The sequence below is a fragment of the Methylobacterium sp. E-045 genome, from assembly GCF_022829685.1.
Taxonomy (GTDB): Bacteria; Pseudomonadota; Alphaproteobacteria; order Rhizobiales; family Beijerinckiaceae; genus Methylobacterium.
The window spans coordinates 61,999-83,317 of record NZ_JAKSYE010000094.1; the positions used below are offsets into that span (position 1 = coordinate 61,999).

Sequence of the window (21,319 nt, forward strand, 5' to 3'; positions counted from 1 at the left end):
CCGCCGGATCTCACTGACCCTGACCTATGGGTCAGAGTCAGTGAGACTTGGTATCATGGAGTGAAAGCAACCCGGCAGCGGGTCCCCAACGTCGGAAAGTCACCACGCGATCGGTGTCGCCCCGTCTGAGCTGTTTTCCAACGCTTCGCCTCATTCCGAGGTGCCGCGCGGCGGCCTCGGACGAGCCCTCCGGGGATCGGGCGACGCTTGGAGGGTTCCTTCGAAGTCCCTTGCTCAAGCAAAGGGCGCCTCAGGATGAGGAGGTCCGATAGGATGATCGGCTTTAGAGCATTTTCCGTAATCTCTGGATCACGGAAAATGCTCTAACATACTGTGTGGGCGCATTTTCTTCACGCGAGCCGGCATCCACCTCGCTTGAAAATGCTCTAGTATGAAGATCCACCGATAAATTCGATTGAACACTCCATCGGCACATGCATCAAGGCCGAAGATACCTGTGTGCCGTTCCGGACGGAGCGGCTGAGACGGCGCGTCATCGGCCTATACCCTCGGCTCCGATGACGGAGACAGCCGCGTGTTGCCGCCGCCCGGCGCTTCGCGTCAACGTGCCGGGCGCGACGCCGCTAGGGCGCGGGAGAGGGCCAGCATCACGGCGAGGGTGTCCGCCTCGTCCTGCTCGGCGCCGTGATCGCTGAGCTTGACGATCACCGTGCCGGTGTCGCGGTTGATGTAGACGTACTGCCCGTAGACGCCGATGGCGGAAATGTCGTCGTCGCCCTCCGGCACGTGCCACCATTGCGCCGAGTAGGGCCAGCCGTCGACCTCCCGGCGGGCGGGGGTCTCGATCCGCTCGATCCAGCGTGCCGGAACGATGCTCGCGCCGCCGACGCGGCCACGGTCGGCCACCATCAGCCCCAGGCGGATGAAATCCCGGGCCACGGCGTTGAGGCAGCAGAAGGCCTTCTCCGTCCCGCCCGGCCGGTCGAGATTCCAGGTCGCGTTCGCCTGCGCGCCCATGGGCTTCCAGATCCTCTCCGAGAGGAGGTCGGCCAGGGGCTTCTTCTCGACCTCCGCGAGGATCAGGCCGAGGATCTCGGTGTCGATGCTGCGGTACTGGCCCGTGCTGCCGGGCTTCGACGACAGGGTGGCGTGGTCGCGCACGAAGGCCCGGATGTCGCGGGTGAGGTATAGGCCGGCGGTGCCCGTGAGCGGGTCCCACGGGTCGTAATTCTCCGGCACCGCGAGCCCGCTCGTCATGTCGAGGAGGTCGCGGACGGTGATGCGGCCGAAGGCCGGCTCGGCCCGCAGATACGGCAGCAGGGTCGCCACAGGGTCGGTCTCGGCGAGTTTCCCCGCGGCGATCGTCTGGCCGACCAGGAGCGAGACCACCGATTTCGCCACCGACCAGGACGGGAACAGCGTCGCCGGCCCCGCGCCGGGGCGGTACCATTCATGGATGAGGATTCCGTCCTGGGTCACCAGCAGGGCGTTGGTGTGGGTCGCCTCCAGCATCTCCGCCAGGGGAACGCTGCGTCCCTTCCAGGAGACCCGGGGGGGAAGCGCGGCGGACCGGACGGGCAGGGCGCGGGACGAGGCCGCCGCCGCCACCTTCCGGCTCGAGAACCACGTGCCCACGGAGGAGGGGTCGACGATGGCGAGGGCCGCCAGGGTGATCGGGTTCGGCACGCCGAGCAGCGGGCCGATGGCGGCAGCCAGCCCGCCGAGCGCCAGGGCGCCGATCAGCGCCCCGGCGAGCCAGGGGCGGCGAAAGCGGGGCCGGAGGCGGACGAATCTCGACATCACCGCTCAGTGAGGCGCGGTCTGGCCCGAGGCGAGGATCGTCACGCCGACGGCGATCACCGCGATCCCGATCATCATCGGCAGGGTGATCGGCTCCTGGAACAGCAGCGCGCCGCCGAGCGCCGCGCCGACCATGCCGACCCCGGCCCAGATCGCGTAGACGATCCCGATGGGCAGCATGTTCATGCTGTTCGACATCAGCCAGAACGCCGTGCCGTAGCCCAGCACCACGACGATCGTCGGCAGGGGCTTGGTCAGGCCGTCGGCGGCCTTGAGGGCGAGGGTCGCCGTGACCTCGGCGCTGATGGCGAAGGCGAGGAGGAGATAGGGGTTCATCGGCGAGGCGTCCGTGCGGTCGGCGGGCTGAAAGGCGGGGTCGGCGGCCATCCGCATGGCGATGTCCGCGTCGTGTCCGAGGCCGGAATCCACCGGTACGGCACAGGTCGTCCAAGAACACGAAGGCCGTTAATGTCACGTGTGGATGGCGCATGAAACGCCGCCCGATGGCGGTCGAAGCCGGGGCCGCGTGGCGGTGGCGGTCCGCCGATCCAGCACAGGCGGTCCGGGGGGCGCGCGCCGAAAGCGGGGTCCGTCCGTCGATGGCGTCTTGCTCCGATCGGGGTCTCACGGCACAGATCGGGATCGCCTGCGCGCGATTTCCCCGGCTTACCCGAGCCGGCGTGTCCACGGGGGAGCATCCCGGCACGATCCTCGTCGCCACCGAGACCATTCCCCTCGCCATGTCCCTCTCCCCGCTGCGGAATCCGACACCATGCGCATGACCCTGACCGCCTTCCTCCTCATCGCCCTCACCGGTGCCGCCCTCGCGCAGCAGGTGGACGAGCCGCCGATCCAGAGCCCGCAGGACGCCGCCTGTCGCGAACAGGCCAGAGCGCAGGTGTTCAGCGCCGCCAACCCGAGCAATCTCAGCCTCTACGACCTCGGCTCGCAGATCTATCACGCCTGCATGGCCAGCTATCACGGCGCCGGCCCGAACCCGGACCGCAAGGATCGCCGTTTCTGAGGTTGGCTAAGCCCTTCCGCCTCAACGATAATCGGTGGGCGTCAGGCTGTGCCGGGCGATCTTGTCGTAGAGGGTCTTGCGCGGCGTGCCCAGCGATTCGGCGGCGGTGCGGACGTCCCCGCCGGCCATGATCAGCTCCTCGCGGATGAGGCCGCGTTCGAACCGGTCGACCTGTTCGGCCAGGGTTCCGGCGGTGGCGGCTTCGGGCGGCGAGACCTCGTGCTGCCCGAGGCCCAGGGCGTGACGCTCGGCGAAATGGCCGAGTTCGCGCACGTTGCCGGGCCAGTCGTGCCGGCGCAGATGCTCCCGCACGGCCGGTGTGATCGGCGCCGGCTCGCGGCCGAAGCGCGTCGCCGCGCGGGTCAGGAATTCCTGGAACAGCAGCATCACGTCCTCGCGCCGGTCGCGCAGGGGCGGGATCGCGATCGTGATGACGTTGAGGCGGTGGTAGAGGTCGTCGCGGAAGGTGCCCTGCGCGGCGGCCTGGCCGAGATCGACCTTGGTGGCGGCCACCACGCGCATGTCGATGGGGCGGATCTCGTTGGTGCCCAACGGCTCCACCGCCCGTTCCTGCAGCACCCGCAGGAGCTTGACCTGGAGACCGAGGGGCATGCTTTCGATCTCGTCGAGGAACAGCGTGCCGCCCTGCGCGTGCTCGATCCGGCCGACCCGGCGCTTGAGGGCACCGGTGAAGGCGCCGGCCTCATGGCCGAAGAGCTCGCTCTCCACGACGCTGTCGGGCAGCGCCCCGCAATTCATGGCGACGAAGTTCCGGCCGGCCCGCCGGCTCCAGCGATGCAGGGCGCTCGCCACCACCTCCTTGCCCGAACCGGTCTCGCCGAAGACGAGCACGTCCACATCGGCCTGGGCGACCTCCCGCACGAGGCGGCGCAGGCGCACCATCTCGGGTGAGATGCCGAGGAAGGCCGGGTCCTCCTCCACCGCCGCCTCGAGCCGGGCGCGCAGGCTGCGGTTCTCGAGGACGAGGCGCCGCCGCTCCAGGGCGCGGCGCGCCGAGACGACGAGGGATTCGGCCGGATAGGGCTTGGCCAGGAAGTCGTAGGCCCCGTCGCGCATGGCGCCCACCGCCATGCGGATGTCGCCGTGGCCGGTGATCAGGATGACCGGCAGTTCCGGATCGATCGCCTTGATCCGCCCGAACAGGGCGATGCCGTCGAGATCGGGAAGGCGCACGTCCGTGACGACGAGGCCGGGTGGGTCGGCGAGGATCGCGGCCAGCGCCGGTTCGGCGGCTCCGAAGGTCTCCACCATGAACCCGTCGAGTTCCAGGCTCTGGCGGTTGGCGCGGCAGACATCCGCTTCGTCGTCGATGAAGACGACCCGTTCTGCCGACCCGCCCGCACCCTCTTGAACGCTCACGGGGTCGTCTCCAAAGGGGCTTTCGCCAGTTCCATCCGAAACACCGCGCCGCCGGCCGGATCATCCAGGGCGTTCAGGCTGCCGCCGCAATCCTCGACGATTCCGCGTGCGATGGCGAGCCCGAGCCCGAGCCCATCGGATTTGGTGGTGAAGAAGGCATCGAAGACCTGAGCCCGGATGGTCTCGGGCAGGCCCGGCCCGGTATCGCGCACCTCGATGGCCACACGATTCTCAGGCGCGTCCCGCACCAGGATGGAGACCTGTGGATCGCTGCTCCCCGCCGCCGCGTCGAGGCCGTTCTGCAGCAGGTTCACCACGACCTGTTCCAGGCGCGGACCGTCGCCGAGGACGCGCAGGCTCGGCGACGGACTCTCTGCCGACAGCGCGATCCCGGTCGCCCTTGCCCGTGCCTCCACCAGTTCCAGACTGTTGGCGAGGATGTCCGCCAGGGCCACGGGCTCGCGCCGGGGCGACGAGCGCCGGGCGAATCCCTTGAGCTGCCGCGTCAGCCCGCCGATGCGGTCGGTGAGGCGGCCGATGGCGAAGGCGTTCTCCGCCGCCTCCTCGCCCCGGCCCCGCCTGACGAGGATCGCCGCGTTGTCGGCGTAGGAGCGGATGGCGGCCAGCGGCTGGTTGATCTCATGCGCCATGCTCGCGGCGAACTGGCCCAATGCCGCGAGCCGACCGGCCTGTGCGAGTTCGCGGCCGAGGCGCTCGCGCTCGGCTTCCGCCTGCCGTCGTTCCTCCTCCGCCCGCCGTCGTTCCTCGATCTCCAGCCGGAGCATCCTGTTGGCGTCGGTGAGCTCCAGCGTGCGCTCGCGGACGCTCTTTTCCAACTCCTCCCGGCGCGCCGCGGCCTGGGCGAGGTGCTGGCGGGTCCGCCGCCGACGGCCCGAAAGGGTCGCGATCCCGATGCAGGCGAGTCCGGTGCCGAGGGCGGCGATGATCCAGGCCTGCACCCGCTCGCGGTCGACGGCGGAGCCCACGGGCGTCAGGGTATGGAGTCGCCAGTCGGTGCCCGGAATGGCGGCGTCCAGGGCCAGGGCGGTCCGCGCCGGCCGCGATCCCCGGCCGACGCGGACGAGGTCCTGCATCCCCCCGACGGGATGGAGCGGGAGCGCCGAGAGCGGCGCTTCGCCGAATTCCAGCGCTGCGCGGATGCGCTTCCGCTCGTCGTCGCCGACCTCGCGCAGGGTGGCGAAGCTCCAGGCGGGATCGCTCGCCACGAGGACGATGCCCCTCGCATCGGCCACGAACACTCCGTCTCCCGATTGCCGCCACGCGGCCTCGACCCCGTCGAACTCGATCTTCACCACGACGACGCCGCCGGCTTCTCCGATCCGTCGCGACAGGTAGAGCCCCGCTCGGCCGCTGACCGTGCCCAAGGCGAACTGCGACCCGGCGCCATCGGCCATGGCCTGCCGGAAATAGGGTCTGAACGCGTAGTCCCGGCCGACGAAGCTGCGCTCGGCCTCCGCGTTGCTCGCCGCCACGGTGATCCCGTCGGGGCGAATGACGTAGATCACCGCCGAGCCCGTGGCGGCCGCCACCTGGGCGAGGCGCTTGCTGACCTGCTCGACCATGGCCGGCGTCGGCGCCGGCCCCGCCACGGCGGCGATCTCCGGGTCCGCCGCGAGAGCCAGGGGGAGCGAGGCCTGTTTCTGCATTTCGGACCGCAGGGCGCCGACCTGCAGAGCCAGAGTCGACTGTGCCGTGCGGCGCAGGTCGGCCAGCGCCCAGCGTTCGGCGGCCCGTCCGGCCAGCCACGCTGCGACCAATACCAGGACGAGGCTGGCGGCGAGGACGAGGCTCCGTCGCGCGTGTTTCAGGAGGCCGCGATCGGTTCCCTCGCGAGGCGGGACATTCGACGTCAACAGGCATGCTCCAGTGCGAAATCCCGGACGGCATTTCGCGACCGTGTGCGGAATTTCGCATTCGACGGGACGAAGAGGTCGGTGGCCATCTGAAAAATATGTCTCAAATCAATATCTTAACGAATTATTTCGGGCGTTCCCGATCTGGCACGGCGGTTGCCATTCTCAAATCGAAACGCAGGCCTGCGTTCATCGCAGGCCTGCGAGCCGAAGGGATCCAATCCCGGACGCCAAGACCAAGAGACGACGAAGCCCGGACACGCCGGCCCTTCGATCCGAACCGATCGATTCCCAAGGGAGAAACCCGCCATGGTCGCCATACCGTCACCGCTCACCGCGCCGCATGCGCCGGCAAAGCCGAAGCCCCTCTATCGCACCCTGTATTTCCAGGTGCTCGTCGCCGTGGCGATCGGCATCACCCTCGGCCATTTCTACCCTCAGGTCGGCGCGGACATGAAGCCGCTCGGCGATGCCTTCATCAAGCTCGTCAAGATGATCATCGCGCCGGTGATCTTCCTCACCGTCGTCTCCGGCATCGCCGGCATGACCAATCTCGAGAAGGTCGGCCGCGTCGGCGGCAAGGCACTGATCTACTTCCTCACTTTCTCGACGCTGGCCCTGATCGTCGGCCTGATCGTGGCGAACCTCGTCCAGCCGGGCGCCGGCATGCACATCGATCCGAAGTCCCTCGATCCGAAGTCGATCGCGATGTACGCCGACAAGGCGAAGACGCAGTCGATCACCGACTTCCTCATGAACATCATCCCGACCACGGCGGTGGGCGCCTTTTCGGGCGGCGAGATCCTTCAGGTCCTGTTCTTCTCGGTGCTGTTCGGCTTCGGTCTCGCCTTCCTGGGTGATCGCGGCAAGCCGGTTCTCGACATCATCAAGGTGCTCTCGGAAGCCATCTTCGGCGTCGTCAACATCATCATGAAGGTCGCTCCCATCGGTGCCTTCGGCGCCATGGCCTTCACCATCGGCAAGTACGGCATCGCCTCGCTCGCCAACCTCGCCTACCTCGTCGGCGCCTTCTACCTGACCTCGGCGATCTTCGTGCTCGGCGTCCTCGGTCTGGTGGCCCGCTACAACGGCTTCTCGATCATCAAGCTTATCCGCTACATCAAGGAAGAGCTGATGCTCGTCCTCGGGACCTCGTCCTCCGAGTCGGCCCTGCCCTCGCTGCTGGAGAAGATGGAGCGTGCCGGCTGCTCGAAGCCCGTCGTCGGCCTCGTGGTTCCCACCGGCTACTCGTTCAACCTCGACGGCACCAACATCTACATGACCATGGCGGCGCTCTTCATCGCCCAGGCGACGGACACCCCGCTGACCTACGGCGAGCAGGGTCTGCTCCTCCTCGTGGCGATGCTGTCCTCGAAGGGCGCGGCGGGCGTCACCGGCTCCGGCTTCATCACCCTCGCCGCGACCCTCGCGGTGGTCCCCTCGGTGCCCGTCGTCGGCATGGCGCTGATCCTCGGCGTCGACCGGTTCATGTCCGAGTGCCGCGCGCTCACCAACTTCATCGGCAACGCGGTCGCCTGCATCGTCGTCGCCCGCTGGGAAGGTGAGGTCGACGACGTCAGGCTCGCGGCCGCCCTCGGGGGCAGCCCGATCCCTCTGGCGAGCGAAACGCCGGTCTACCAACCGGCCCTCCAGCCGGCCGAGTAACGGTCCCCGATCACCGCCCGGCGGAGGGGGCACCCCCTGTCCCGGGCCGATGCGGGACGCAAGGATATGGCGGCGCCGTCGTCGATCATCGGACCCATGCCGCAGCCGTTCTGGCTGCGGCATGGGTCGGGGACGCTCAGGGGGCGGGCGTCAGGGTGAAGACGTGGTCCGCCCCCGCGATGGTGGCTGGGCGGTGGGCGACGATGATCCGGGTCATGCGCAGGTCGCGCAATGCCTCGGCGATGACGGCCTCGGTGGCCTCGTCGAGGTGGCTCGTCGCCTCGTCGAGGAACAGGATTTCGGGCCGGCGATAGAGGGCGCGAGCCAGGATGACCCGCTGTTTCTGGCCGCCCGAGAGGGTGGAACCCATGTCCCCCACCAGAGTCTCGAACCCCATCGGGGTGCGCTTGATGTCGGTGAGGATCGCTGCACGCGCGGCACATTCCTCGATCCATCCCGGATCGGGCCGCTCGTCGAAACTGGCGATGTTCTCGGCGATGGATCCGGCGAAAAGTCCGTCGTTCTGCATCACGCCCGCGATCCGGCGACGGTAGCTGGCCGCCCCCAGGGTACGGATCTCCTGATTGTCGACGAGAATCCTCCCCTCGCTCGCGGGCAGGAGGCCCATCATGATCTTCATCAGCGAGGTCTTGCCCGAGCCCGACGGACCGGTGATGGCGAAGCTCGTCCCTGCCGGCACGTCGAGGCCGAGTTCGCGGAAGATCCAGGGCTCGTCCGCGCCGTAGCGGAGGGCGAGATCCCTCACCGAAACGGACCCCGGCCGGTCCGTTGCCGGCGCCAGGGCGGGGGAGGCCGGTTCCAACGCGGAGCCGGAGCCCTCCTCGGGCTCGCTCATGACGATGTCCGAGAGCCGGTCGGTCTGGACGTTGAGCATGCGCAGCTGGAAGCCCGACTGGATCAGGTTGCCGATCCGTTGCGAGAACTGGTCGCGATAGGCGAGGAAGGCCACCAGCATGCCCAGCGTCATCGACTGGTCGATCACGGCCCGCGCCCCGAGAACCAGGAGCAGCAGCCGGTCGATGCCGAACAGCAGCTCGTTGGCCCGGCCGAAGACGAGGTCGAGGCGCTGGAGCCGCAGCCGGGCGTTCAGCGACGTGACGAAGTGGTTCATCCAGGTGCCGCGGCGGCGCTCGCGCAGGTCGAGGAGTTTCACGCTCGCCATGCCGCGCACGGTCTCGATGAAGTGGCTCTGCTGGCGCGCCTCCGCGACGATCGCCTCCTCGGTGCCCTCGCGGTAGGAGGCGTAGGCGGCGATCCGCAGCGCCGCGGTGAGCGCTGTCGAGGCGACGACGACGAGGGAGAGCCAGCCGCCATAGACCACCAGCATGGCGAGCATGCCGATGGACATGATGCCGTCGAGCACCGCCTGGACGAGGTCGGTGGTGAGCCCCTTCTGGATCGTCGCCAGGGAGCCGAAGCGCGAGATCACGTCGCCGACGTGCCGCTTCTCGAAATAGTCCAGGGGCAGGCGCGAGAGGTGGTCGAACAGGCTCCCCGACCATTGGTAGTTCAGCTTGGTCCCGGTGAGCATGATCGCCCAGGTCCGCGCCACCGAGAGGACGAGTTGGACGACGAGCAGCAGGGCGAGGCCCACCGCGACCACCAGCAGCAGGTCGAGGTCGGCATTGACGATGACTTCGTCGATGACGATCTGGGAGGCGATCGGCATCAGGATCGCCACGAGTTCGATGCCGAGGGACAGGGCCAGGATCTGGGCGAGGGCCGGGCGAATGCCGCCGATCGTCCGGAACAGGTCGCCCAGCCCCAGGCCGCGCTGCCGCTTCTCGCGCACGAAGCTGGTGGTCGGGCCCGCCTCCAGGGCGACGCCCGTGAACTCCCGCGAAGCCTCCGCGAAGGTGACCTTGCGGCGCCCGCGGGCGGGATCGTGGATGACGATTCCCTTTCCGTTCACGGCCGTGAGCACGACGAAGTGGTTGAGCCCCCAATGCAGGATGCAGGGCGTCTTGAGCCTGGGCAGATCCTTCAGTTCCGCCCGCAGCGCCCGGGTGGCGAGCCCCATCGAGCCCGCCAGGTCGATGAGATTGCGCAGGGTCATGCCCTTGAGGGACAGAGCGTGGCGGCGGCGCAGGGCGCCGAGATCGACGTGGCGGCCGTGATAGCCGAGCACCATGCCGAGGCAGGCCATGCCGCATTCGGCGGCCTCCGCTTGAAGCAGCACGGGTACGCGCCGGCCGAAGCCGAACTGGAGGGTGTTGAGCAGGCTCACGCTTTCATCCGCCCCGGGTTACGAGATCGACGCTGCGCTTGACCCGGTAGAGCGGGTCGAGCAGCCAGCGGTAGAGGGGGCGCTTCTCAAGGGCGATATCGGCCTCGACCCGCATTCCGGCTTCCAGGCGGCGGCTCTCGCCATAGGCGATCACGCTGTTCTCGTCCGGCCGCACGATGATGCGGTAGATGCCGTCGCCGTTCTTCGCCTTGGCACCGGCGGCTTCCGGCAGGTCCGCGGCCTCCAGGGGCGCCCGGGTCACCTCGGTGACCGTGCCGCGATAGAGGCCGAAGCGTTGGAAGGGGAAGGCGGCGTAGCGCAGCATCACGGCCTCCCCCGTATCGATGAAGCCGATGGCCGACGATTCCACGAACAGGTTCGCCTGCAGCCGGCCGTCGCTCGGCAGCAGCGTGAGCAGGGTGGCGCCCGCCGCCACGCCCTGCCCGGCCTGGACCCGGATCGAGGTGAGGATGCCCTTCTCCGGCGCCCGCACCTCGATGGCCCGGCGCGCCTCGCTCTCGGCCCGCTGCTGCTCCAACTGGGCGGCGGTGCGGTCCATCTCGGCAAGGTCGCGGGCGAGCTTGTCGTCGAAAGTGGCGAGCGTCGCCTGCAATTCACCGACCTTGCCGATGAGCTGCAGGCGCGAATTGCGGAACTGGGCGAGCTGCGAACTCGCCTGCAGGTAGAGATAGTTCTGGTTCTGGAGATCGGCCGAGCGGGCAAAGCCGTCTGTCACCGCCTTGGCGAGGACATCGACCCGCTCCTTAAGGGGCGGTATCAGCTTCTCCTGCAACTGGACCTGTTCCTCCAGTTGCCGCGACTGGGACTGGAGATTGTCGATCTGCTCGGCAAGCGAACGCTTCTCCGTCTCGGCCATGGCGGAGCGCAGGCGGGCTTGCGCCTCGATCGTCTCCTTCTGCTTGGCCAACTGGTCGATGATGCGCTGCTGGGTCGGGCCGTTGGCCGACACGGCATCGAGGTCGAGGGTGTAGAGCAACTGGCCTTGGACGACCCGCTCGCCCTCCTTCACCCCCGAGGCGCTGACGCGTCCGGCGACGGGACTCGCCACCGTGATGAGGCCGACATCCGGCGTGAGCATGCCGAAGGCGTGGATGCGGCGCGTATAGGTGCCGAAGACGACGTAGAGGAGCGTGGCGATCGTGATCAGGATCGTGATCCCGGTCATCAGCCGGATCGAGAGCGGCTGCACGATCTGCGTCTCGCCCAACCAGGAATCCCGTCGTGCCTGGGTGACTTCTGCGCGAAAAAGCGGCGACGTCATCGGATTCGGCGGTCCTCCTCGCCCGAGGGCGGCGTTCTTCGACGGTCAGGCGTCTTTGCACGAGAAGCGCGGCGGGCCTACTGGCCCGCCGCGCTTATTCACCGATCAAGATTGATGCGGACAGAGGGTTCAGTGGCCGCCGAGAAGTCCGCCCACCGCGCCGAGAAGGCCGCCGACGAGGCCGGTTACCAAGCCGCCCACCTGACCGAGCACGCCGGAGACGGCACCCAGTTCGGCGGACAAGTCGAGGTTGAGGCCGAGGGAGAGGCCGCCGCCGACGGCGTCGAGTTCGGTGGCGTCGAGTTCGCGGATGGTATCGAGCTTCTGTGTCATGTCACATCTCCGGGATCAGGCGGCGCAGTCGTTTCGCGCCATGCCGAGAAAATCAGGAAAACCGGGTTTGGACGCTGGCTACTTGCCGCCGAGAAGTCCGCCGACGAGGCCGCCAACGGCACCGAGGAGACCACCGACGAGACCGCTGACCAAACCGCCGACTTGGCCGACCACGCCGGAGACGGCACCGAGTTCGCTCGAAAGGTCGAGATCAAGACCGAGGGAGAGACCGCCGCCGACCGCATCGAGCTCGGATGCATCGAGGGGGCGGATGGTGTCATTCGTGTTAGACATTGTTTCTCTCCAAAATAGATTCGATATATCGATCGTTTTTCTCAGTTCTGTGTTCGAAAGCAATCGAACTTGCTTTCTGTTATCCAGACTACACGTCCAGAGCCATCCATCAAGCCTCATCGTGGGCCGTCATTCCTAGGGCTGAACTGCGAACATTCTTTTTGTCGATTGATGACGGAATTGCGGCCCCTCTTGCGGCGGTGAGAGAACGACCGTCTCTTATGGTCAGATCTGCCTGAACTTGGCGATTCTTGCTGAGAATGAGACGAAAGCCGGAATTCTATATTATATCGGCTAATCCTTTGTTACAGCTGGCTTTTTCGAAGTTGATTGACTTTTTGTCGCACCCATAGGGTCCGGAGCGTCGAGGCTTGACTGTGTGGAATTTGTTTCTCTGCTGGCGGGTCGGAGCGAAAGCAATGATCTGCGGCCCTGCGGCGCGAGGCGTGTACGGAATGATGAATTTCGTTATAGAATGAACAAACAGCGGTCGCGCGACCCCGCGTCGGCGTGGCAATCATGGTCGGCAGGCCGGGCCGGACGACAAACATAAGACGTTTCACAATAGGCCTCGTCTCGCAGAATGCAGATTCGATGTATTGCATCCTTGCGTGCCGCATCGCTTTGCGGAAGGATGCGTGTCGATAGGCATTCGGTGGCGGTTGTCCGCCGAGTCGGTCTATCGTCGATTGCCGGTCGGATGCGCGGACGCATGGCTTGCATCGGAGCTTTAGGAACAAGTCCGGGGGCGGTCTGCAAAGGGAGGTTTTCGCATGCACCATGAACCCGTGAATGCGGATTGATCAGAGCGAATTCGGCTGCACCATCGAGCTCGACGGCGAGATCGAGGCGGTGCTCCAGACCAGCACGGGCCTCGGCTGGTCCGGGATCGGCTTCAGCGACATCATGCTTGGCAGCCAGGGGACGGTGTCCATGGTCCAGCAGGGCATACATTTCGCCCTCTCGCTGGCGCCGTCGAGTCAGCGCTTCCTCTGGTCGGGCCAGACTTACCATTTCTCGGAGGACAACATCATCGTTCTCGAGCCGGGGGCTGCCGTGGTCGAGAACTGGACCGGGCCGTTCCGTACGCTGACGCTGAGACTGGCTCCCGAAGCCGTCGAGCGTATCACCGACGTCTCCCTCACCAAGTCACGGGTCCGGACCCAGTTCGTTCCGTCGCGGTCAAAGATCGCGGTGAGCCACCTGTTGCAGGCCGTATCGGCCGACCTGGAGACGGGATGCTCCAGCGGGCCACTGTTGGTGGAAAGCGTATCGGCGACGTTGCTGCAGCTGTTCTCGGACTCGGAGGCGACTCCCCGCCGCGCCGGCCCTACGCTGACTTCGGCGCAGGCCTCGACCCTTCGCGAACTGATCCTCGCAAACCTCACCGAACCGCTGAGCCTGCAGCACCTGGCGGACGCCGTCGGCACCAGCGTCGGCCATCTGGTTCGCGCCTTCAAGACATCCTTCGGCGTGACGCCCTATCAGTTCATCCTGCGCGAGCGGGTCAACCGGGCGCAGGACCTCATCGCCAGCGGAACGCTGAGCCTCAGCGAGATCGTGCCCCTGGCGGGATTCAACGATGCGAGCCAGATGTCGAAGACCTTCCGCCGGCTCACTGGTCAGCCGCCTCGCGCCTTCCTGCGCCGTGCACGGAAGGCCCGGTCCGCCGGCTCGTCGGACGATTAGGCCCCGCCTGCCAGGAGTTCTGGTCGTCCCCCCATTCCACGGCGATCGGTGCCGATCCCGCCACCGCGCACGCCCCTGCGATGGCCCTTCACCGATGCGATCCGGTTGCAGGGCGTGAGCGTCGACCGCGCACTGAACTGCCCTGCGCTGCGGGGTATCGATCTCACCATCGCGAGCGACACTACGGCGGGATTCGTCGGCCGTACCGGGTCGGGACGTCGATGCCGATCCTCGCGGGCGCCCCCGAGATCATCCTGCCGAGGATGGCCGCTGGAACAACTTTGCCCGACTGGGTGCCTCCGGCTCGCCATCGCGCATCCGGAATGCGGGACCGCATGGCCTGTCCGGCCCGACGCTGCGGATCCTCACCTGTCGTCATCGCATCCCGGTCCATCAATCCCCGCTTCGGGCCCACGAGGCCGAAGCGTTCACCGGGCCTTCAGCACCACCCGGCAGGCGGCGGGAAGGGCCGCCATGGTCATCGGCGGCTTGGGCCTCACCGGCTTCGTCGATTTCGGCGGGTTCAGCACCGCATCGCTGAACCAATAGGCGAGTTCCTCGCCGCAGCCATCGCCGGGGGGCGGCGGAGCCTGGTCCCCGCACTGATCGTCCCCGGCCGGGCAGGAGAGGCGGATATGGTAGTGGTAGTTGTGCCCGTACATCGGGCGCACCTTGTTGAGCCAGGAGCGGTCGCCACCCGCTTCCCGGCACAGGGCTTTCTTGATTGCCGGGTTGACGAAGAGGCGCGCGACCTCCGGCTGCTGGGCCGTGAGGCGGATCAGCTTGAGGTGCTCCGGCGTCCAGACCTGCTGATCGATGTCGAGACGGTCCGTGCGCACCACGTTGGTGGCCGAGGTCTCCTCGCGCTCCGCGCGGGTCATGCGGTGGTCCGGCATCGGTGTCAGCCAGATATCGGCGTCGAGGCCGAGCTGGTGGGAGGCGTGGCCCGTCAGCATCGGTCCGCCGCGGGGCTGGGACATGTCGCCCACGAGAAGGCCGTTCCAGCCGACGCGGGGAGCCTTGGCGGCCAGCCGCTCGATGAAATCCACCAGATGCGGCGTGCCCCACATCCGGTTGCGCGAGAGGCGCATCACCTGCCAGGTCGGCCCGTCATTGGGCAGGGCCTCGCCGCCGGAGAAGCATCCCTTGGCATAGGAGCCGTAGGGCCGGGCCGGGCCGGGAGCCGGTGTCGTCACCCGTCCGAACAGGGCTTTGGCCGGCGTCGACGGCGCATCGGGATCGGCCAGGGGCGGAAGCGGCTTGGGGTTCACGCTGCCCCTGTCCTGGGCCTGTGCAGCCCCTCCGCAGACGAGGAAGGCAAGGGCCGCGAGGCGGAACGAACGTGAGGTCAGGTGCATGGCGCCAACCTAGTCCATCGGCCGTCGGCCCGTCGAGAGCTCTCCGCTACTCCGCGGGCGAGACCGCGATCCGGATCGAGTCCGATTTCGCACCGCTGACGACGATGAGGATGGGGGTGGTGCCGAATTGGAACCGGACGCTCTTCGAGACGCCCGGACATCCGGGCCGCATCGTGCTCGCCACGGGTTTGCGCGTCGTCGTGGCGTCCTGGCTCACGTCGATCCAGGCATTGTCCGACAGGGTCACCTGATACAGGCCGGGCGTGACGACGGGCGGTATCTTCAGGCTGCCGCCGAAGGTGCCGGGCTTCGGTTCCCGCGAGGGGGGCAGGGGAAGATCGGCCTCCGCGGTCGGCTTGAGCGCCAGGACGGCGCCCGGCATCTCGGCGGAGAGGGTCGAGCCGGATTCGAGCCGGGGCAGGGAGGGCGCTTCGAACCAGGCCTGCTCCCGCAGGATCGGCCAGTCGAACGCGGTGCAGGCGGCGGGATCGGAACCCGTCTGCGCCCGCGCCTGATCGGGTGCGAGGCCCGCACCGGATACGAGCACAAGTGCGGCGATGATCGGGAGCATTCTGCGCATGGCCACTGTCCTGTGAACGGTCGCGGCCCCCTCGACCGTGAAACGGTCTCCCGGCCGGAATGGTTTCCCTCGGCGGGCCGCTCCTCGCAAGCGACGAGCCGGTCGCCGCGACACCGCCGCAGCGGTGCGGACCCGGCCATCACCCATCGTCCGGCTCCTCCACATCCTCGGAGACCGTGCGGCGCACGCCCCAGCCGCGCAACGTCTCGTTGAGCTCGTCGAGGACGAAATGGCGGGCGCTGTCGCGGTCGTAGCCCTCTTCGAGATAGGACTCGTATTCGGTGAAGACGTGACGAGCGAAGGCGACGAGGGCGAGCCATGCCGCGTTCTCGGGGCTCGCATTCCGCAGGCCCGGACTGGCCAGCGCCCGCGCGAGGACGGAATCCGTCTCGAAGGCGGGCAGGCGTGGAGCAAGGATGCGAAGCGCTTCGCCGACGGCTTCCGCGCGGGTCATCGCGGGGTCACCCGGTAAGTCCCCCCTTGACGTGGTGCCCGGCGGCGATCCGATCCGTGAGAGCCGTCAGGGTTCCGGAGACAACGTACACCATGTGGAGACCGACGAGGCAGTCCAGCTCTCGGTCCGGCGAAGAGCCCGCGTTCGAAAACCTGTTCGACCATCCGTCCCGAATCCCCCGTCCGACTGGACGGGGGTGGCACGTACCGCCAAGCTCGACAAGCGATGAGCTTGGCGGGCGAGGCACTTCAGGCGGCGACGCCGGTTCCGATCGGACAGGTCACGCCGGTGCCGCCGACACCGCAATAGCCCGCAGGGTTCTTGGCGAGGTATTGCTGATGGTAGCCCTCGGCGAAATAGAACGCATCGAGCGGCTTGATCTCGGTGGTGATCTCGCCAAAACCCCGGTCCTTCAGGGCCTCTCCGTAGGCCGCACGAACTTGTCCGGCCGTCTCGGCCTGCGCCTCGTTCGCCGTGTAGATTCCCGAGCGGTACTGCGTGCCGACATCGTTGCCCTGGCGCATGCCCTGGGTCGGGTCATGGCTCTCGAAGAACGTCTTGAGGACCGCCTCCAGGGGGCGCACGGTCGGATCGTAGACGACGAGGACCACCTCGTTATGCCCGGTCATACCCGAACAGACCTCCTCGTAGGTCGGGTTGGGCGTAAACCCGCCCGCGTAACCCACCGCCGTCACGACGATTCCATCCGGCAATTGCCAGAACTTGCGCTCGGTGCCCCAGAAGCAGCCGAGCCCGAGGACGATCTGCTCGCTTCCCTCGGGATAGGGACCCTTCAGTGGATGGCCATTGACGAAATGAGTGTCCGTGGTGGGGAGCGGCGTCGAGCGGCCGGGCAGCGCGTCGGCGGCGTTCGGCATTTCGGGACGTTTGCGGAAGAACTGGAGCATCGGGGCCTCCGTGAGAGGGCGGGATGTCCTCTATATGGGGTATCGGACTCCCTTCCTGAATGCCCCGTGTCGAAACGGCCATGCCTCACGGTCGAGGTGTCAGGGCCGGCTGAGAAAGCCGATCGGCTCGCGGGGCGGCTGGCCGAGCCAGAGCAGGAAGGCCCCGAGGCCGAGGCCGAGGAGGCAGGCGGGGGCCAGGGTCAGCGGCAGGACGAGGGCCTGCCACAGCCAGGGCGCCACGCTCTCCACAGAGCTCTGGAGCGCGCTTCCGCGCTCCTGGAACAGGGTCATCAGTAGGTCGCTCAGGCTGGTGACGCGGAGGCCGTTATTGGCGACCGAGCGCGCGCCATCGTAGACGAGGCCGACGAAGCCTGCCGCGAGGACGACATATCCGAGGAGGCGGCTGAGAAAGCGGAGCATCGCGGCTTGCACATACGCCGGCTCCCGTGCCGGCCCTGCCGGGTTAGGGGGCTTCGCTGCGTGGCGCAAGGTCTCCGGGAGTCTCGCGCGCAATGGCCGCCACGGCCCGCCATTGCGCCGTGCGATGGCTCCATGGCACAGCCCACCGCAGCCACCTCCAGCGGATCATCGCCTTGCCGACCGAACCCGAAACCACCACCGGACTGGTGATCTTCGATTGCGACGGGGTGCTGGTCGACAGCGAGCCGCTGAGCCTTGCGACCCTGACCGCTGGGCTCAACCGGATCGGCGTCGTCATCGACGTGGATACGGTGAGGGAGCGCTTCGCCGGCACGTCGATGACGTCGATCATGGGGCATATCGAGCGCGATTTCGGGATCGTTGCCCCGGACGGCTTCGTCGAGGCGGTGAAGGCCGAAACCCTTCGCGCCTTCGACCGCGATCTCAGCGCCATGGACGGGATCGCCCGGGTGGTGCGGGCGCTGGAGCTTCCGAGTTGCGTCGCCTCCAGCAGCGATCCGGCGCGGCTCGCCCATTCGCTCGGCCTCACCGGCCTGCTGCCCCTGTTCGAGGGCCGCATCTTCTCGGCGACCATGGTCTCGCGCGGCAAGCCGGCACCCGACCTCTTCCTCCATGCCGCCGCCGAGATGGGTGTCCCTCCCGGTCGTTGCCTCGTGGTGGAGGACAGCGTGCCGGGCGTCACGGCGGCGCGTGCCGCCGGGATGCGCGTCCTCGGCTTCACCGGCGGGGGCCATTGGCTGCACGACGCCACGGGGGCGGACCTGATCGCGGCCGGCGCCGAACGGGTGTATGGCCATCATCGCGACCTCGCCGGTCTGATCGGGCGCGCGACCGCATCCGCCTGATCCCGGCTCCTTCCGAAGAAACCGCCTGCGCTCCGTAGATCTGCGCGTCATTCATGCCATGTGGGTGCACGCATTCGGAAGATGCATCCGTTGACGAGGCGGTGGGCTGCTATCATTCTAGAGGTGTGGTTCCGGGGCGGATGGCTTGGGCCACCGCGGTGATTTGAAGTGTGTAGCTTGCGCCGCGTCATCAAACGCTAAAGCACTACGGAGCGTTCGCGCCTCGTGGTCCTTCATAGAAAGGATGACTTGCCGTGATTGATCGATCGTCGTTCCAAGTTCTTCTGCATGCCTGCTCTCGCTGTCGATGCTGACCGACCCGTCAGATCGAACCGCTTTCAGCAACTGGCCCCCAGGCCGCGTCAGGAGTTCACGACATCATGCCCCACTTCCACCAGCACGACGCTCATCGGGCGTTGAACCGATTGCACACGCCTGATGCCCAGGCGGATCATCTCCAGGCCCGAGCCCGCAACCGGCTTCATGCCGCCCCGCCGCCACGGGTGATCGAAGTCGGCGAAGTGACGGCCGGCATCGCCGTACCCGAACGGGGCGGCGTGCGATTCTTCTCGTCAGGACGCGATTTCGATCCCCTCGACGGGCTCGTCTTCCGCAGCGTCGAGCAGGCCGCAAAGGCGGCCCGGGCCCGTTTCGCGGCCCGTCGCGCGCCGCGCAGGCAGGGCGCCTCGCCCCGCCCCGATCACGTCCCGCCCAACGTGGTCCTCGACTTCCATCGGGCGGCGTACGGGCGCTGAGCCTTCGTGTCCCGTCAAAGGCGGGCGTCCCCCCGGAGCAACTCGTTCATTCGTTGCCGGCGGTGTCCGGCAGGGCCGTGCCCTTCTGCCGCCGCCGGCGCTCGGCTCGGGCGAGTTCGGCCGCGTTGGTAAATCCTGTTGCCAGGGCGATATCGGCCGAGCTCAGCGCGCTCTCGCGACGGAGCCGATGGGCCCGGTCGAGGCGCAAGGCGAGATAATGCTGGTGAAGACTGATACCGATCCGGTTCCTGAAGAGCAGTTCGAGCTGCCGGATCGAGACGCGGGCGAGATCGGCCAGGGCCTGCCGCGATAGCGGCGCCTCCAGATTGGCCTCCATGGCGGCGAGGACCCGGAGCAGGCGCGGGTCGCGCACCCCGAGCCGCAGGCGCAGGTCCATCCTCTGCGGGCTCAGACCTTCCCGGATCTGATTGTGGAGGAACCAGTCGCTGACGCCGTTGGCGAGGCCCGGACCGTGGTCGCGTTCGATCAAGTTGAGCATCAGGTCGAGGGCCGCGATGCCCCCCGAACAGGTGATCCGATCGTCCTGGATTTCGAACAGGGAGCGCACGACCTCGATATCCGGGTAGCGTTCCTCGAAGGCGGGAACATGCTCCCAGTGGAGCGTGCAGCGGCGCCCCGTCAGCAGACCGGCGCGAGCGAGCAAGTAAGGCCCTCCGGAAATTCCGCCGAGCGTGATCCCGCGCCGGGCGAGATGGCGAAGCCAGGCGGTCAAGGCCGGATCGTCGAAGGCGGCGGGATTTCCCCCCGCACAGACGAAGACCCGGTCGGCGTCGAGGTTGGTGTCACCGACATCGACATCCGGCAGGATCGCAATCCCGTTGGAGGCCTGGACGGCGCCTCCGCCCGGTGCCGCATGCCACCAGCGATAGACTTCGCTGTCCAGGAGGGTGTTGGCCGCCCGCATGGGCTCGACCGCGGCCGCGTAGGACATGAGCGGAAAGCCGGGCAACAGGATGAAGCCGACCGTCATCGTCGCCGGCTTTTCCGGCGCGCCGGCGTTCCGATTCGATTTCGAAAGATGGGGCGTTGGGGGCCGGCTGCTCATTTCTGCGCGAATTGTCCGAATGACGTCGCAAAATGCAAGGGGTACCGGCCGGCGATACGCTACCCAGGGGTTCACACGCCGCAGCCAGCCCCGGAGCATGTCCCGCCATGCGCTATTCCCTCCTCAGCGTCATGGGTCAGGCCCTGCGCGGCCAGCGCGATTGGAAGCCCCAATGGCGCGATGCCACTCCCAAGGCCGAGTATGACGCCGTCATCGTCGGCGGCGGCGGCCACGGCTTGGCGACCGCCTACTACCTCGCCAAGGAACACGGCATCACCAACGTGGCCGTGCTGGAGAAGAGCCATGTCGGCTCCGGCAATGTCGGGCGCAACACCACCATCGTCCGCTCCAATTACGGGCTCGCCGGCAATATCCCGTTCTACGAACGGTCGATGAAGCTCTGGGAGGGCCTGGAGCAGGACATCAACTACAATGCCATGGTGAGCCAGCGCGGCGTCCTGAACCTCTACCATTCGGACGCGCAGCGCGATGCCTATGCCCGGCGCGGCAACGCCATGCGGATGGCGGGCATCGACGCCGAGCTCCTCGACCGCGAGGGCGTCCGGGGAATGGTGCCGTTCATCGATTTCGACAATGCGCGCTTTCCGGTGAAGGGCGGTCTCCTTCAGCGCCGGGGCGGCACGGTGCGCCACGACGCCGTGGCCTGGGGCTATGCCCGCGCGGCCAGCGACCGGGGCGTCGACATCGTTCAGAACTGCGCCGTCAGCGGCATCCGCCGCGAGAACGGCCGGGTGGTGGGGGTCGAGACGAGCCGCGGCTTCATCCGGGCGAAGAAGGTCGCCCTCTCGGTGGCGGGCTCGACATCGCTGCTGGCCGCCATGGCCGACCTGCGCCTGCCGATCGAGAGCCACCTGCTCCAGGCCTTCGTCAGCGAGGGTGTGAAGCCCCTCATCGACACGGTGATGACCTTCGGGGCCGGACATTTCTACGTCAGCCAGTCGGACAAGGGCGGCCTCGTCTTCGGCGGCGATATCGACGGGTACAATTCCTACGCCCAGCGCGGCAACCTCGCCACGATCGAGGACGTGATGGAGGGCGGCATGGCCCTGTGGCCGGGCCTCGGGCGCCTGCGCCTGCTGCGGCACTGGGGCGGGATCATGGACATGTCCATGGACGGCAGCCCGATCATCGACCGTACGCCGATCGACGGGCTCTATCTGAATGCGGGCTGGTGCTACGGCGGCTTCAAGGCGACCCCAGCGGCGGGGTTCTGCTTTGCCCATCTCATCGCCCGCGACACGTCCCATGAGGACGCCGCCGCCTATCGTCTCGACCGTTTCGCCACCGGCCATCTCATCGACGAGAAGGGCATGGGCGCCCAGCCCAACCTGCATTGAGGGA

The 21,319-nt window shown here is 67.5% G+C and carries 20 protein-coding genes; 6 read left to right on the plus strand and 14 right to left on the minus strand.

Going from position 1 to position 21,319, the window contains the following annotated elements; genetic code table 11:
• Positions 1–561 precede the first annotated feature (561 nt).
• Positions 562–1,761, minus strand: coding sequence for a serine hydrolase domain-containing protein (locus MKK51_RS18365; protein ID WP_243979412.1), 1,200 nt, complete (start codon positions 1,759–1,761; stop codon positions 562–564).
• 6 nt (positions 1,762–1,767) lie between these two features.
• Positions 1,768–2,154, minus strand: coding sequence for a DMT family transporter (locus tag MKK51_RS18370; RefSeq protein WP_243979414.1), 387 nt, complete (start codon positions 2,152–2,154; stop codon positions 1,768–1,770).
• Between the two features lie 379 nt (positions 2,155–2,533).
• Between MKK51_RS18370 and MKK51_RS18375 the strand changes: the two genes are divergently transcribed.
• Positions 2,534–2,785, plus strand: coding sequence for a hypothetical protein (locus tag MKK51_RS18375; protein ID WP_243979416.1), 252 nt, complete (start codon positions 2,534–2,536; stop codon positions 2,783–2,785).
• A 21-nt stretch (positions 2,786–2,806) separates the two neighbouring features.
• Here the strand turns inward: MKK51_RS18375 and MKK51_RS18380 are convergent, their stop codons facing one another.
• Positions 2,807–4,165: a sigma-54-dependent transcriptional regulator gene (locus MKK51_RS18380; RefSeq protein WP_243979418.1), complete on the minus strand. Its 1,359-nt coding sequence runs from the start codon at positions 4,163–4,165 to the stop codon at positions 2,807–2,809.
• A complete protein-coding gene (locus tag MKK51_RS18385) occupies positions 4,162–6,039 on the minus strand; it encodes an ATP-binding protein (protein ID WP_243979428.1) in 1,878 nt (625 codons plus the stop codon). The genes MKK51_RS18380 and MKK51_RS18385 overlap by 4 nt, the downstream gene beginning before the upstream one ends.
• A 309-nt stretch (positions 6,040–6,348) precedes the next feature.
• Between MKK51_RS18385 and MKK51_RS18390 the strand changes: the two genes are divergently transcribed.
• Positions 6,349–7,704, plus strand: a complete 1,356-nt coding sequence (locus MKK51_RS18390; RefSeq protein ID WP_243979430.1) for a dicarboxylate/amino acid:cation symporter — start codon at positions 6,349–6,351, stop codon at positions 7,702–7,704.
• A 136-nt stretch (positions 7,705–7,840) separates the two neighbouring features.
• Here the strand turns inward: MKK51_RS18390 and MKK51_RS18395 are convergent, their stop codons facing one another.
• The 4 genes from MKK51_RS18395 to MKK51_RS18410 form a co-directional block, all read right to left on the minus strand.
• Positions 7,841–9,952 (minus strand): peptidase domain-containing ABC transporter, encoded by a 2,112-nt coding sequence (locus MKK51_RS18395; RefSeq protein ID WP_243979432.1) that lies wholly within the window; start codon positions 9,950–9,952, stop codon positions 7,841–7,843.
• Positions 9,953–9,956: 4 nt separating this feature from the next.
• Positions 9,957–11,234 carry an HlyD family secretion protein gene (locus MKK51_RS18400; RefSeq protein WP_243979434.1) on the minus strand — a complete coding sequence of 426 codons (1,278 nt, stop codon included), beginning with the start codon at positions 11,232–11,234 and terminating at the stop codon, positions 9,957–9,959.
• Between the two features lie 129 nt (positions 11,235–11,363).
• Positions 11,364–11,567 (minus strand): hypothetical protein, encoded by a 204-nt coding sequence (locus MKK51_RS18405; protein ID WP_243979436.1) that lies wholly within the window; start codon positions 11,565–11,567, stop codon positions 11,364–11,366.
• Positions 11,568–11,645: 78 nt separating this feature from the next.
• A complete protein-coding gene (locus MKK51_RS18410; protein WP_243979438.1) occupies positions 11,646–11,861 on the minus strand; it encodes a hypothetical protein in 216 nt (71 codons plus the stop codon).
• A 792-nt stretch (positions 11,862–12,653) separates the two neighbouring features.
• On the opposite strand from MKK51_RS18410, the gene MKK51_RS18415 reads away from it, so the two are divergent.
• Positions 12,654–13,550 (plus strand): helix-turn-helix domain-containing protein, encoded by an 897-nt coding sequence (locus MKK51_RS18415; RefSeq protein WP_243979440.1) that lies wholly within the window; start codon positions 12,654–12,656, stop codon positions 13,548–13,550.
• Between the two features lie 428 nt (positions 13,551–13,978).
• Here MKK51_RS18415 and mepA read toward each other — a convergent pair whose 3' ends face one another.
• From mepA to MKK51_RS18440, 5 genes are all read right to left on the minus strand, one after another.
• Complete coding sequence (mepA, locus tag MKK51_RS18420) at positions 13,979–14,908, minus strand: penicillin-insensitive murein endopeptidase (protein WP_243979442.1); 930 nt, start codon at positions 14,906–14,908, stop codon at positions 13,979–13,981.
• Between the two features lie 46 nt (positions 14,909–14,954).
• Complete coding sequence (locus tag MKK51_RS18425) at positions 14,955–15,488, minus strand: hypothetical protein (protein ID WP_243979443.1); 534 nt, start codon at positions 15,486–15,488, stop codon at positions 14,955–14,957.
• Between the two features lie 139 nt (positions 15,489–15,627).
• On the minus strand, positions 15,628–15,942 hold the full coding sequence (locus MKK51_RS18430) for a DUF2293 domain-containing protein (protein WP_243979445.1): 315 nt from the start codon (positions 15,940–15,942) through the stop codon (positions 15,628–15,630).
• A 248-nt stretch (positions 15,943–16,190) separates the two neighbouring features.
• Positions 16,191–16,850: a peptide-methionine (S)-S-oxide reductase MsrA gene (gene msrA, locus MKK51_RS18435; protein ID WP_243979447.1), complete on the minus strand. Its 660-nt coding sequence runs from the start codon at positions 16,848–16,850 to the stop codon at positions 16,191–16,193.
• Positions 16,851–16,949: 99 nt separating this feature from the next.
• The gene (locus MKK51_RS18440; protein ID WP_243979449.1) at positions 16,950–17,270 is read right to left on the minus strand and encodes a PetM family of cytochrome b6f complex subunit 7; all 321 of its coding nucleotides are present in this window, start codon (positions 17,268–17,270) and stop codon (positions 16,950–16,952) included.
• 206 nt (positions 17,271–17,476) lie between these two features.
• On the opposite strand from MKK51_RS18440, the gene MKK51_RS18445 reads away from it, so the two are divergent.
• Together MKK51_RS18445 and MKK51_RS18450 are read left to right on the plus strand one after the other, a co-directional pair.
• A complete protein-coding gene (locus MKK51_RS18445) occupies positions 17,477–18,136 on the plus strand; it encodes an HAD family hydrolase (protein ID WP_409565720.1) in 660 nt (219 codons plus the stop codon).
• Positions 18,137–18,516: 380 nt separating this feature from the next.
• Positions 18,517–18,891, plus strand: coding sequence for a hypothetical protein (locus MKK51_RS18450; protein WP_409565716.1), 375 nt, complete (start codon positions 18,517–18,519; stop codon positions 18,889–18,891).
• 46 nt (positions 18,892–18,937) lie between these two features.
• Here the strand turns inward: MKK51_RS18450 and MKK51_RS18455 are convergent, their stop codons facing one another.
• Complete coding sequence (locus tag MKK51_RS18455) at positions 18,938–19,957, minus strand: GlxA family transcriptional regulator (protein WP_409565717.1); 1,020 nt, start codon at positions 19,955–19,957, stop codon at positions 18,938–18,940.
• A gap of 107 nt (positions 19,958–20,064) precedes the next feature.
• Here MKK51_RS18455 and MKK51_RS18460 point away from each other — a divergent pair, with 107 nt between their 5' ends.
• Positions 20,065–21,315 (plus strand): sarcosine oxidase subunit beta family protein, encoded by a 1,251-nt coding sequence (locus MKK51_RS18460; protein WP_243979459.1) that lies wholly within the window; start codon positions 20,065–20,067, stop codon positions 21,313–21,315.
• Positions 21,316–21,319 lie beyond the last annotated feature (4 nt).

Bases quoted from the DNA above. Each gene is read 5' to 3' on its own strand.
- MKK51_RS18415 (WP_243979440.1), top strand. From the start codon at position 12,654: ATGCGGATTGATCAGAGCGAATTCGGCTGCACCATCGAGCTCGACGGC.
- MKK51_RS18405 (WP_243979436.1), bottom strand. From the start codon at position 11,567: ATGACACAGAAGCTCGATACCATCCGCGAACTCGACGCCACCGAACTC.
- MKK51_RS18390 (WP_243979430.1), top strand. From the start codon at position 6,349: ATGGTCGCCATACCGTCACCGCTCACCGCGCCGCATGCGCCGGCAAAG.
- MKK51_RS18440 (WP_243979449.1), bottom strand. From the start codon at position 17,270: ATGCTCCGCTTTCTCAGCCGCCTCCTCGGATATGTCGTCCTCGCGGCA.
- MKK51_RS18400 (WP_243979434.1), bottom strand. From the start codon at position 11,234: ATGACGTCGCCGCTTTTTCGCGCAGAAGTCACCCAGGCACGACGGGAT.
- MKK51_RS18370 (WP_243979414.1), bottom strand. From the start codon at position 2,154: ATGCGGATGGCCGCCGACCCCGCCTTTCAGCCCGCCGACCGCACGGAC.
- MKK51_RS18365 (WP_243979412.1), bottom strand. From the start codon at position 1,761: ATGTCGAGATTCGTCCGCCTCCGGCCCCGCTTTCGCCGCCCCTGGCTC.
- mepA (WP_243979442.1), bottom strand. From the start codon at position 14,908: ATGCACCTGACCTCACGTTCGTTCCGCCTCGCGGCCCTTGCCTTCCTC.
- MKK51_RS18375 (WP_243979416.1), top strand. From the start codon at position 2,534: ATGCGCATGACCCTGACCGCCTTCCTCCTCATCGCCCTCACCGGTGCC.
- msrA (WP_243979447.1), bottom strand. From the start codon at position 16,850: ATGCTCCAGTTCTTCCGCAAACGTCCCGAAATGCCGAACGCCGCCGAC.
- MKK51_RS18410 (WP_243979438.1), bottom strand. From the start codon at position 11,861: ATGTCTAACACGAATGACACCATCCGCCCCCTCGATGCATCCGAGCTC.
- MKK51_RS18430 (WP_243979445.1), bottom strand. From the start codon at position 15,942: ATGACCCGCGCGGAAGCCGTCGGCGAAGCGCTTCGCATCCTTGCTCCA.
- MKK51_RS18425 (WP_243979443.1), bottom strand. From the start codon at position 15,488: ATGCGCAGAATGCTCCCGATCATCGCCGCACTTGTGCTCGTATCCGGT.
- MKK51_RS18450 (WP_409565716.1), top strand. From the start codon at position 18,517: ATGCCCCACTTCCACCAGCACGACGCTCATCGGGCGTTGAACCGATTG.
- MKK51_RS18460 (WP_243979459.1), top strand. From the start codon at position 20,065: ATGCGCTATTCCCTCCTCAGCGTCATGGGTCAGGCCCTGCGCGGCCAG.
- MKK51_RS18455 (WP_409565717.1), bottom strand. From the start codon at position 19,957: ATGAGCAGCCGGCCCCCAACGCCCCATCTTTCGAAATCGAATCGGAAC.